Consider the following 12,057-nt stretch of genomic DNA (forward strand, 5'->3'; position numbering starts at 1 on the left):
CTCGCCCCGTCCTACCGCACGTTCTACCGGGAACCGCTCCACATAGTGCGGGGTGAGGGCGTGTGGTTGACGACGGACGACGGCCGCGCTCTCCTCGACGCCTACAACAACGTCCCATCGGTGGGGCACGCCAACCCGCGGGTGCTGGCAGCCCTGTGCCGTCAGGCCGCCGTCCTGAACACCCATACCCGCTACCTGCACGAAGGCGTGGTCCGCTACGCCGAGCGTGTGACCGCGGACATGCCGCCCGGCCTCGGCAGCGCCGTCTTCACGTGCAGTGGCAGCGAGGCGAACGATCTCGCCCTGCGGATGGCGAACGCGTGGCACGGCGGCACCGGGGTGATCGTGACCTCCAACGCCTACCACGGCGTCACGGCGGCGGCGGCGCAGGCGTCGCCCTCGCTGGGGCCGGTCGCGCCGCACGTCCGGACGGTCGCCCCGCCCCTCGGGGACGAGCCGGCGGAAGCATTCGCCGCCGCCGTCGCCGCCGCGGCGGCGGACCTGCACGCGGCGGGTCACGGACCGGCCACGCTCCTGGTGGACTCGGTGATGGCGTCCGACGGAGTCATCACCGACGCCGAAGGCGCGCTCGCCGCCGCGGCCGAGGCCGTCCGCGCCGCCGGCGGTCTCTACGTCGCCGACGAGGTACAGGCGGGCTTCGGGCGGCTGGGACGGATGTGGGGCTTCCAGCACCACGGAGCCGTTCCGGACATCGTGACCCTCGGCAAGCCGATGGGGAACGGGCACCCGATCGGCGGGCTGGTCGCCCGGACCGACATCGCGGACCGCTTCGGGCGGCGGACCCGCTATTTCAACACGTTCGGCGGGAACACCGTCTCCGCGGCGGTGGGGCTGGCCGTGCTGGACGAGATCGAGGATCGGAACCTGGTCGGGCATGCCCGCACCGAGGGCGCGCATCTCGGGTCGGCTCTCGCCCGCCTGGCGGGCCGCCATCCTGCGGTGGTCTCCGCCGTCCGGGGCACAGGGCTCTACTACGGGATCGAGCTGCGCGAGGGCGCCGCCAGTTCCGCGGCCCTGACGACCGCGGCCCTGGAGGGACTGCTCGCCCGCGGCGTCCTGGTCGGACGATGCGGCCCCGCGGACAACGTCATCAAGGTCCGCCCCCCGCTCGTCATCGCGCCGCCGGAACTGGAACTGCTCACCGACGCCCTGGACGCGACCTTGGCGGACCTCACCACACCGTGACGTCGCGACGCCGGGCGTGAATTTTTGCACAGATGATCGCCCGGTGCACCGCAACATACTGATAACGGAAGCGGACGGCCCATAGGATCGCGGGCACGGGCGGGAGGGGCTGATCGGTGGAGTCGGAGCCGTGGGGGGTCGATGACTTCCCGGCCTCCCTGCTGGGGCGGGTCGACCGGGTCCGGCTGCTGGAGGTCGGCGGCGAGGTGGTCGTGTTCCTGGCGCGGCCGGCCGGCGGCTGGTGCCCCGGCGCCACCGAAGTGGTGATCAAGGTCAGCAAGGCGTCCCGGGCGCAATTCGACCAGCTGCGGCTGCTGTCGCTGCGGGGTTTCGCCAGGCACGTCCCGCGGATCCACGACTACGGCGACACGGTCATGCGGGGCGTGACCGTCGGGTGGATGGCGCAGGAGTACTGCCCGCACGGCTCCCTGCACGACGTGATCCACGGGAGCGCGCCGCCCGCCGGGGACGCCGAACTCCGCCGGATCATCGCCGAACTCGCGGAATGCCTGAACTTCTGGCTCGGCGACCTCGGGCTGACGCACACCGACGTGAAGCCGGCGAACGTCCTGGTGCGCTCCCGGGACCCCTACGAGCTGCTGATCGGCGACTTCGGGGGCACCGCGCGGGACGTCCGGAACAGGGCGGCGGAGGAACGCGTGTCGACCACCCTCTCCTACGCCTCCCCCGAGACCGTGCACGGCCGGCGGGGCGCACCGGCCGCCTGGTGGGCGCTCGGGATCATCGCCTACGAGCTGCTCCTGCACCGGACGCCGTACGCGGGCATGACCGCCGGCGAGGTGAAGGAGATGCTGCGCGCGGGGCGGCGGCCCGCGCTGACCGGCATCGGTGATCCGGACTGGCGGCGGCTGATCGAGGGGCTGCTCGTCGTCGAGCCGCGGCGGCGCTGGGGCTATGACCAGGTGGCCGCGTGGGCGGCCGAGGAGAACCGCCCGGTGCGCTTCAACGGCCGGACCTACCGCAGGATCGAGCATCTCGTCGACGACCTGGAACTGAACTGGGGGACGGGGGTCGGCTGGCTGGCCGCGAACGGCGGCCGGGTCGCCGACTGGCTGGTCGAGCTGGGCGCCGGCGCCGACGAGGTGCGGTACCTGCGCGGCCTGACACCGGGCCGGGCGGCACGGGCGCTCGGCAGGCTGACGGCGCGGGTCCTGCCCGATGTGACGCCGCGGTACCGGGGGCACCCGATCGACGCGCAGGGGCTGCTCGGGCTCGCGCAGCGCGGGGAGACGGAGAAGCGGCTGCTGCGCAGGGCGCTGGAGGACGGGGCGCTGGACTACGCGGCCGCGCATCGCTGTGCCCATCAGGGCTGCCGGGAGCGGTGCGCCGTGCTCGACCGGGTCCGCGCGGAGGTGCCCGAGATCGTGGAGCGCGTGGAGGCGAAGCTCGGCTGGCTGCACGACCGGGTCATCCGAAGCTACCGGGGGGCGGCTCCGGCCGAACTGCCGTCCGAGCGCGAATGGACGATGCTGTGGGCGTGGGCGACCGAGATGACGCTGTGGCCCGAGGCAGCGGTGCGGGCGCGCGCGCTGGCCGCGGGGGTGCCCGCCGACGTGTCCTGGTGGCCCGGCCTCCGGCGGACCGCCGATACGGCCGATCCGGGCGGTGTGGAGGGACGGGCCGACCTCGTCTTGACACTGCTGCTCGCCGGCCACGCCCGGCGCGCCGTCGCCCTCCGGTAGGCCCCGGCCGGGACGGGGGAGACCTCAGTAGAACTGCGGCGGCTCGTCCGGCTCGTCCATGTCGATCCTCGGCAGCAGCCCGGTCATGCTGAACAGCGACAGCAGCGGGCGCAGCACCCGCTTCGGCCCGAACCCCTCGTCCGGGAACACCGTCGCGTCCTGCACCGGCTTCGAGACGCCGGAGGCGGAGGCGAAGTGGATGGTGACCTGGGAGCCGGACTCCAGGGGATCCAGCCACAGTTCCGCGCCGTGCCGGCGCAGGAAGGCGCCGGCGTCCACGCTCTCCCTCAGCATGCTGCGCAGGTCGTCGAGATCGCTCTCGTCCTTGCGCCCGAGCCAGCGCGTGACGGTGTCGTCATCGTCGAGGCCGTCCAGCACGTCGGACTTCGTGACGACGATGACGGCGGGGGGAAGCCGGCCGGCGCCGTCGGCCCGGGTCTGCCGCAACTGGGTGATCGCGTGCGTGAAGCCGGGGTCGGGGACCCAGGAGTTCCAGCCGCCGCCGGACCTGAGCGCGCTGCCGTCCGCGACGTAGATGACCGCGTCGGCCACGCTCATGAACGGCGTGTCCTCGTAGCTGTACCTCCGGTAGTGCTCTCCGGGGACGTCGAAGAAGCCGACCGCGTGGGTGCGGCCCGTCTGCCGGCTGGCCACCCGGAGCGCGTAGGCGAACTCGGGCTGTCCCGGCCGGGTGCCCCCGAGGACCTCGTGGCGTTCCAGGAACGGGCGGACGCGCTCGTCGTAGAAACGCTGCCGCAAACGCCCGTCGAGCGGCTCGATCCGCAGCTCCCGCGCGATCAGCGACCGGCGCCGTTCGAGCTGGGCGATCATCGCGGTGAGCAGGTGCGTCTTGCCGGTCGCGGTGTCGCCGGCCAGGCCGATGACGAGCGGCTCCAGGTCGCCGTAGTCGGCCGGCAGCAGGTGCGGCTCGCCGTTGCCCCGGCACTGCCGCATGGCGCCGAGCGTCCGGTGCCGCCACCGCGTTTCCGGCTCGTCCGGCCCGCGGGTGAGGACGTCGGGGCCCTCCGGCGTCTCCTTCACCAGCGGCAGCTCACCGTAGTCGGACCAGTCGAGCTGGTTCAGGCAGTACGGGCAGATCGTGAGGTCCCGCGCCGGGTAGCCGGTGAACGGGGCGGTCATGCGAACACCACCAGGAGAATCAGGGCGACCAGGATGATCGCGGCCCAGACGAGCGGGTGCGGACGGCGTGTCCCGTTGGCGCCGACGCGGAACGGGAAGTCCGCCGGAAGGGACGGCAGAGTCGGCAGGGACGGCAGGGTGCCGGGTTCCGGGCGGCGGGGCACCGCCGGGCCGGACAGCGGCTCCGTGCCCGCCGGCCGGTCGGGCTGGCCGTGCATGTTCTTCATCCTCTCCCCGAGGTACTTCCTGAACTGACTGTCCTCGCGGTCGTCCAGAGGCGGAGGCGGGCCGGCGTCGATCTCGTGTGTCTCCTCGGTGTCCTTCCTCGCGTGCCCACCGGCTTTCTTTTCCCCGCCGTCCACGGCCGTCGCCGCGGGACGGTGGACGGGACGCGGCCAGGCCGCCGCCATGCGGGCCAGCAGTTCCTCGGCGGTGGGGGACTCACCCTCGTACACGGGCCGCAGCACCGTGGCGAGGTCGGGGCGATGCGCGGTCAGATGGCGGAACTCCTGTTCGGGGGAGACGCCTCCGCTCCGGTATCCGAACGACGACTCCTCGCCGGAGGCGAACCAGTAGAGCAGCCCGGCCGCGTTCCGCACGTCCCGGAGGAAACCGTCGTCGCCGCTCGTCTGGGTGGTCGCCGTGCTCAGGTCGGCGATCTGGAGCCCTTCGCCGTCCCAGAACACCGTGGTGGACGAGATGGCGCCGTGCACGTACTTGTGGTCCGCCAGCACCTTGAGCGCGGAAAGCAGGTCGTGCGTCGGCTGCCAGAGCTGCTCCACGGCGGGCACCGTCGTCGAGGCCCTGCGGGCCAGCGCCCGCCCCCGGCGGGTGTGCACCAGCACGGCGCCGCCCTCGTCCGGGTCGAGGTCGTAGCCGAGCAGTTCGGGGAGCCGGCCGTCGTTGCCGCCCGTCCAGCCCAGGACGCTGAACACGGCGACCTCGTTCTCGATCGCGCGTCTCCCCCAGTCGCCGCGGGCGACCTTGTAGAGGCAGTCGACCTCCGGACGGGCGGCGCTGCGTGCGGTGCCGTAATGACCGGTGAACCGGCTGCCCTTGGCCTCGCCGCCGTCCAGGGTCAGCGTGAACTCGATCCGCTCGCCGGCGGCGCCGGTGCCCGTCAGCAGCCGCGTGATCTCGGTGGTCACCCCGTCACATCCCCGTGTCGATCAGTTCTGGTAGAAGAAGACGATGAGCTGGACCGAGCCGTTGCCGTCGCCGCCGGTCCAGGCCGCCCGGTAGATGGCCTCCCGGAAGCGGGCATTGCCGGACTTGATGGCCGCGGCCGCTTTCCGGCCGAGGACGACACCGCTGCCGGTGTCGTCCCTGGCGCCGTAGACGAGGTAGAAACCGACCTGAAGGTTCTGCCTGAGCTGCTCCTCGCACTTGCCGCGCCCCTCGGCGTCCCGCATCTCGGGCCCGTGCAGCCAGGACGGATGCTTGCGGTGCAGTGCCTGGTCCACCTTGGCCAGCAGGTCGGCGCGGGCGTCGCGGCTGCCGCCGATCAGGTCGTCGGCCCGGACCGGGATCATGAACTCGCAGAAGTCCTGGCCGAGCACGCGCGGCCCGGTCGGCGTCGGCTGGTCGTCGTCGGGGGTGCCGGTGGTGAGCTGGGCGCGGGGCTGCACGGCCATGGCGACCAGGAACAGCACGAGCATCAGGTCGGCGAACAGCCAGCCGGCCAGATGGGCCGCGCCGAACCGGGAGGCCCGCCGCGAACGCCGGGACGCGCGCCGGCTCACCGCGGCGCACCTCCGCCGGCGCCGCGCGCGTAGGCGACGAACTCGCGGGACTCGGCGACGAGCGCCTCCAGATGTTCGAGCGCCGTGCTCAGCCGGTCGGTGCCCGCGACGAGCCGGGCCACCGCGCCGCTGATCAGCTCCTGGTCGGCCTCCTGGTAGCGCCGGACGGTGTCGGCGTGGTCGGTGCTGGCGAGCGTCGCCTGCCTGACCTGCGAGACCAGGGTGTTCAGTTCGCCGCGCAGTTCGCGCTGCCCGGCGGCGATGTCGTCCTGCAACGCCCGGAACGCCTCCAGCGTCTCGGCGGGCGCCTGCATCGAGGCGAGCGCCCGCTCCAGCGCCTCCGACTTGTCGATCCAGACCTGGATGGCCTCCTCGATGCGCCTGCCGGTGCCGGTGTCCAGCGCGGCGCGGATCTCCTCGGCGGTGCCCGCCAGCCGGCCGATGAGCCCGCCGATGCCGGCCTCCATCCGCTGGATCAGCGCGCGGAGGTCCCGGTAGGACACCTGGTCGCCCGGCGCCTCGGTGAGCAGGTGCGACGCCAGCGCCAGGTCCTGGGTGATCTGCGCGCGCTCGGCCTCGTAGCGGGACCGGTCGAGCCGGTTCTCACACGCGTTCACCGCGATGGCGAACGCGATCACGGCCGCGACGAGGAGCACCACCCACCAGGCGGTCTTCGACAGCGGATCGAAGTCCTGGACGCCCCGGGCGATGTGGTCGGGCCGGAACGAACCGGCCTGCCAGCCGAGCAGGAACGAGGACTCGCTGCCCGCCCTGCCGTAGGCGCTGAGCGCTTCGTGCAGCTTCAGCCAGGTGACCAGGATCGGCACGAAGACGAGCACGTCGCGCAGCAGCCGGGCCCAGAACAGCAGGAGTTCGAGGAGGCGGGACGGCGCGGGCTCGGGCAGCAGCGCCTCGGCCGGGTAGGCGGTCACGAGGTCGACGCCCGCCAGGGGCTTGCCGCTCGCCGGGTGGAGGTCGTCGGCCAGCCGCCGGAGCAGCAGCGGACCGGTCGCGTCCGTCCCGCGTGCGCGTTTCAGCGCCTCGGCGGCGTACCCGCCGAACCGTTCGCTGATGCGGAGCAGCCGGTCGTCGGAGGTCAGCAGATCCGGGGCGGACGGGGGATCGGTGACGACCGGGGCCGGTGAAGATGCCATCAGGGGTTCTGTCCTGTCGCCGGTGTCTTGGAGGGGGTGACGGTCGTGGTCACGGTCACGGTCGGGGCCACCTTGGGCGGCGGGTCGTCGTCCGACCCGCCGCCGAAGATCAAGAAGGAGAGGAGGAGGGCCAGCGCGAGGGCGGTGATCCCCCCGCCGATGAACAGGTTGCGGCCCGCCAGGAGCGTGAGCAGCGCGTTCCGATCGGCCGGCGGGGATTCCTCCACGTCGTCCAGGAACGGGTCGTCGCGTTCTGGGACGCGGTGCTCCTCCGGGCGGGTGCCGTCGCGGAAGGACGCGTGCTCCGGTTCGCGGTGGGACGTCGAGGGCGCCGGGTTCGGGACCGTGACGTACTCGACCTCGACGCCGTGGTGCGGGCCGCGGGTGATCTGGTCGGCCAGGACGTCGGGGAGCCCGAGTTCCCTCGCCCGGCGGCGTGCCCCGTCGAGCAGGACGGGCAGCACCGCGTCCTCGCCGGCCATGTCCAGGACGGCCGCCACCAGCAGCGGCGGGCCGTCCAGCGCGAGCAGTTCCCGCACCTCGGGGACGCTCAGACCCGCCCCGGCCCCCGCCCCCCGGTCACCCGCCCGGTAGGCGGTGCCGATGAAGAGCTCGTAGGCGTTGAAACGGTGCTCGGGCGCACTCTGCCAGGCCGACTCGACCAGCTCGGCCAGGAAGCGGTTCGCCAGCAGCGCCTCGCGGTTGAGGGGCCGCTCGTCGATGCCGTGCCGGCGGTCGTCGAGGAGGGCGCAGACGGCCATGAGCAGACCCGGATACCCGGGCTTGCCGGGCGGCCCGGCCAGTCCCGTGATCAGATCGGCACTGCCGAACCTCTGGAGCAGCTCCTCCAGGAGCACCTGCGGCGCGTTCCTGCTGTAGGCGTGCGCCGCCACCTGGAAGACGAGGTCGCGCTGCCCCACCACGGCGGCGACCGCCGGCCAGGGCCGGAACTCGGTCGCCGCCGCGTCCACCGGCAACGCGCTCAGCACCGGCCCCAGGTCGTCGATCGGGGCGCCGTAGGCCAGGTGCAGGACGATCCGGTAAAGCTCGGTCTCCTCCTCGGTGGTCGCGTCGCCGGCGGTGACCAGCCGGTGGATCGTCTCGTGGAACGTTCTGGTCTCCAGCAGCAGCGCGCGGACCTTCTCGTCCCCCGCGCGGTCCCGGGAGACGCGCCACCGGTCATGGGCGGCGTGCATGAAGTGCCGGGCCGCGCGGCTCTGGCCGTCCGCCGCCAGCTGCGCGGCCCAGCGGAGGACATCGTCCGGCGGCATACCGCGCAGCACCTCGCCGATGGTGGGGTCGGCCGTCAGCTCGACCTCGAACCAGAGCGCGAAGTACACCGCCGCGTACCGGTGCGTCGGGGTGACCTCCGCCAGCCCGCCGAACCAGTTCGCGAGGACGCGGGACGCCTCGGTGGCCGTGATGCCCAGCCGCCGCGCCGCGTCCGCCAGGTGCTCGGGCGCGTCCCGCGACTCGCCGGCCTCGGCCAGGTACCGTTCCGCCGCGATGCCGCGCAGCGTCCGGCCGGCGTTGCCCAGGCCGGGCGGCGGGCCGGCGGCCCAGCGGTTCAGCCGCCCGGCGAGTTCGGCCACGCCGGCGTGCCGCAGCTCGGCCCGCATCCGTTCCTGCCCGGACGGCCCGTCGAGATGCCGGCGCGCGTCGTCGTCCAGCGTCCCGTCGAGCGCGCGGTCGATGAGGTCCAGCACCTTGGTCGCCCGCTGGTGCTCGGCCTCCACCCAGTCCAGCAGCGCGGCGGGGGTGCGCGGCGGGCGCTGCGGCGGGGTCAGCGAGGCGGCCGGCAGGGCGGCGAGCAGCGCCGCGGCCCGACTGAACCGGGGGTCGCCGCTCGCCGCGGTGGTCAGCGGGACCCGCCCGCGCCGGGCGTCGTCGGTGTCCAGCACCAGCAGGCGGGGTTGCAGCTCCTGCCGGGTGACCTTCGCGCCCAGCATCATCGTCCACGGTGCGTCGCCGGCCGCCCCGTCCAGCCGGCGCACCAGCCCGGCGACCAGGTCGAGGTCCTCCGGCGCGATGTCGGCCAGGTAGCGGTCGGCGGGCGCGCAGAGCACACCGGCCAGCAGCCCCGCCAGCGGCTCGGGCCGCACCGGCAGCGCCTCCAGGTCCGCGGCGGCCGGCTTCCAGAGCTCACCGGCGTCCAGGTCGGGCAGGGACCCCGGCAGGCCGGGGATCCGCTCGGGCGTGACCCAGCCCGGCCAGCGGTGCAGGCCGAGCGCCAGCCACGCGTCCACCGCGGCGGCGGGGCCGACGAGCGCGTGGACCAGCTGGGAGATCCGGCCGTTGGCGTCCCGGGCCGGCAGCAGCCGCAGCACGGCGCCGTGATCGCCGCGCCGGCCCAGCCGCAGCGCGCCCAGCGCGACGCACTCGGCCGCGCCGTGGTGCCACTGCCCGACGGCCACGTCACCGCCGACCAGGCGGTCGTTCCACCGCCGCAGGCCGTCCGGGTCCAGCGAGGTGGCGACGGGGCCGAGGCCGCTGCCGCCGATGAGCAGCCGGTCCGACCAGGCGAAGACGATCTGGTCGACGCGGCCGACCCGGTTCGGGGATCCGGTCGTCATGAGTCCTCCGGTCCGGGGCCGAGGCTCTCCCGTGGGAGCACGCCCTTCATCGCGAGCAGGGACAGCAGCGGGCGGAGCACCCGCTGGCGGCGGAACGACTTCTCCGGGTACTCGCCGTCCTGCGCCTCGACGCCGGTGGCCGAGGCGAAGTGGAGCGTGGAGTCCGCGCACTTCTGGACGGGGACGAGCCACGACTCCGCCCCGCGCGACTTGAGGAAGGCGTAGGCGTCCTCGGACTCCCGCTCGACCGTGTGCAGTTCGAGGTCGTCCCTGCGGCCGAGCCACTGGTCGACCTCCTTGAACACGCGCAGCGTGTCCGACTTGGCGACCACCATGGCGGCGGGGATCGGCAGGAACTCCCGGCCGCGCCCGGGGTGGACGTGCGCGAGGTGGGACAGCACCGCGGTGAACCCCGGGTCGTCGGTCCGCCGGCCGTGCCTGACATCGAGGCCCCACCCGTCCGCCACGAAGATCAGCGCGTCCGCGATGGCCATGAAGGGGGTGGACACGGCGGTGTCGCCGCGGGTGAAGATCTCACCGGGCACATCGAAGATCAGGAGTGCGTAGCTCTCCCCGCTGTGCCCGCTGGTGATCCGGTACGCGCAGGTGAACTCCACCTTCTCGTTGAAGAACCGGGTGGGCGGCGGCACCTTGCGGTCGTTCAGGAGGCCGAGCTGGTGCCGGGCGAACAGCTCCTGCTGCAGGCGCGGGTCGAGCGGGAGCACGTCCAGCCGGTGGGAGATCTTCAGCGCGGACTGGCCGAGCTCCTCCGTCATCGCCCACAGGAGATGGGACTTGCCCGAGCCGGCCTTCCCCACCATGCCGACGATCAGCGTCGTCAGGCCGCCGAGGGAGGCCGGGATGAAGTGGTCCTCCGCGGTGTTCTCGCAGACCCGCCAGGCGTGCATGGTCCGGTTGCGCCAGCGGACCTCGCTCTCGCCGGGCTCGCGCCGCAACGCGATCTCGTCTCCGTCCTCATCCCGGTTCACCAGGGGGGCGGTGTCCCAGTCGAACTCGCTGAGGCAGTACGGGCACACCATCGTGCGGCCGGGAGGATCATCGGGCGGGCCCGGCTTGCGGGGCCGGTGCGAGGACGCCGTTTCGGCCGCCGGGGGGTCGTCGTCCTCGGGCACCGCCGGGCCCGCTCCGGGGGACGGCGGCGGAGGCGGTTCGGCCGGCTGCTCGGGCGGCGGGGGCACCGTGACGGGGGTGTCGGCCAGTGCGTCCCCCGACCCGATCGGCGGCATCACGTAGGGCGCCTCGTCGCGCTTGGGCGGCATCTTCGGACGCGGTGCTTCGAGATCGCTCACGGTTACCTCACCACCAGGACGAGAACGACGATGACCACGGCGAGCACGCCGAAGAGAAGCCACAACGTTGAACCGCCGCCACTCGGCGGGGCCGGCTCCGGCTGCGGCCCATGGTGGGACGCGCCGGTCCGCTGGGGCCGCACCGGCTCGGGCACGGCCCGCCCGCGCCGCCGGAACTCCCGCTGCTGCCGGCGCAGCTCGCGGAACTCCATGCGGTGGGGGTGGTCTCCGGCCCGCTGCTCGTCCGGGACGGAAGGCGGCGCCGCGGTCGCCTTCGCGGGTGGCGGCGGAGGCTTCGGGCTGGTCCGCCAGAGCCGGTCCGCCATCTCCTTCGGGGCCGGAGCGTGACCGGGCCGGGCGTGCAGCGCCGGTTCGAGAGCCTCCGCCAGGCCGGCATCGACCCGCGCGAGTTCCTGGGTCATGGCCGCGGGCGTGCCGCCGCCGGCGCGTCCGGTGGCCAGGCGGTGCAGCAGCCGCGCGGCGGCCAGCACGTCGGGGGCGTCGCCGGGGGGCAGCCCGGTGGGCGAGCCCAGCGCGGACCCGTGCAGCGCCTCGACCGGGCCGAGCGGCTCCACGTGGCCGAACTCCTGGAGTTCGATGCGGACGCCGTCCCAGAACACGCTGTCCGCCGAGACGGCCCGGTGCGCGAAGCCGAGGTCCGCGAGCACGGCCAGCGCGCCGAACAGGTCGCGCGCCGCCCTGCCGAGCTCGGCCGCGTCGAACCGGAGCGCGGGATCGCACCTGGAGATCGGTTTGCCGCGCCGGGTGACCATGAGGCAGACCGGATCCTGCGCGGTCTGGAAGCCCAGCAGCCTGCCGAACGCGGGGTGCTGCCCGCTGATCCGGCCGTAGGCGTCGGCCTCCCGCCGCAGCACCTTCGTGCCGGTGGGCGACACGGCGGTCTTCAGCAGGCAGTCGCGGCCGTCGGCCTGGCCGTAGCGGTGGGCGAAGAGAGCGTCCTCGTGCCGGAGGTCACCGTCGACGAAGGTGAGCTCGACCCGGCCGGAATGCCCCAAGGACTTCTGCAGGACGAACTTTTCTTCCACCGGCGCCCCCGAACGTCCGATTTGATTGTGACCCTGTGCTCATATTTACGGCATTAGGAGCAAGTAGCTCAAGTTGAGCACGGCAATCGTTGTATCGCCCCTCGCCGCCAGGGGCTCCCGACCCCGGCCGGAGACTATTTGGACCGTTCCAAAGTCGTCCCGGAAACCGACATCCCCCTTTAC

General features: G+C 73.5%; 9 protein-coding genes. 2 read left to right on the forward strand and 7 right to left on the reverse strand.

Features of this window, described 5'->3' with window-relative positions:
• The first annotated feature begins 45 nt into the window (after nt 1-45).
• Nucleotides 46-1,206 carry an aspartate aminotransferase family protein gene (locus AF1_RS09515; RefSeq protein ID WP_255218791.1) on the forward strand — a complete coding sequence of 387 codons (1,161 nt, stop codon included), beginning with the start codon at nt 46-48 and terminating at the stop codon, nt 1,204-1,206.
• 116 nt (nt 1,207-1,322) lie between these two features.
• Complete coding sequence (locus AF1_RS09520; protein ID WP_067795292.1) at nt 1,323-2,909, forward strand: protein kinase domain-containing protein; 1,587 nt, start codon at nt 1,323-1,325, stop codon at nt 2,907-2,909.
• A 24-nt stretch (nt 2,910-2,933) separates the two neighbouring features.
• On the opposite strand, the gene AF1_RS09525 is transcribed toward AF1_RS09520, so the two are convergent.
• Genes AF1_RS09525 through AF1_RS09555 form a run of 7 tightly spaced genes read right to left on the reverse strand, consistent with a single transcriptional unit; the run spans nt 2,934 to nt 11,874 of the window.
• Nucleotides 2,934-4,049 (reverse strand): TRAFAC clade GTPase domain-containing protein, encoded by a 1,116-nt coding sequence (locus tag AF1_RS09525; RefSeq protein WP_067795295.1) that lies wholly within the window; start codon nt 4,047-4,049, stop codon nt 2,934-2,936.
• On the reverse strand, nt 4,046-5,197 hold the full coding sequence (locus AF1_RS09530) for a hypothetical protein (RefSeq protein ID WP_067795298.1): 1,152 nt from the start codon (nt 5,195-5,197) through the stop codon (nt 4,046-4,048). Before AF1_RS09530 ends, AF1_RS09525 begins: the two co-directional genes overlap by 4 nt.
• Before the next feature lie 21 nt (nt 5,198-5,218).
• Entirely contained in the window at nt 5,219-5,791 is a 573-nt protein-coding gene (locus AF1_RS09535) for a hypothetical protein (RefSeq protein WP_067795301.1), read from the reverse strand.
• Entirely contained in the window at nt 5,788-6,945 is a 1,158-nt protein-coding gene (locus AF1_RS09540) for a hypothetical protein (RefSeq protein ID WP_067795305.1), read from the reverse strand. Before AF1_RS09540 ends, AF1_RS09535 begins: the two co-directional genes overlap by 4 nt.
• Entirely contained in the window at nt 6,945-9,518 is a 2,574-nt protein-coding gene (locus AF1_RS09545; protein WP_067795308.1) for a hypothetical protein, read from the reverse strand. Before AF1_RS09545 ends, AF1_RS09540 begins: the two co-directional genes overlap by 1 nt.
• Nucleotides 9,515-10,828, reverse strand: coding sequence for a hypothetical protein (locus AF1_RS09550; RefSeq protein WP_067795312.1), 1,314 nt, complete (start codon nt 10,826-10,828; stop codon nt 9,515-9,517). Before AF1_RS09550 ends, AF1_RS09545 begins: the two co-directional genes overlap by 4 nt.
• 2 nt (nt 10,829-10,830) lie before the next feature.
• The gene (locus AF1_RS09555; protein WP_067795316.1) at nt 10,831-11,874 is read right to left on the reverse strand and encodes a hypothetical protein; all 1,044 of its coding nucleotides are present in this window, start codon (nt 11,872-11,874) and stop codon (nt 10,831-10,833) included.
• Nucleotides 11,875-12,057 lie beyond the last annotated feature (183 nt).

The organism is Actinomadura formosensis NBRC 14204, assembly GCF_001552155.1.
In the GTDB taxonomy this organism is placed as follows: Bacteria; Actinomycetota; Actinomycetes; order Streptosporangiales; family Streptosporangiaceae; genus Spirillospora; species Spirillospora formosensis.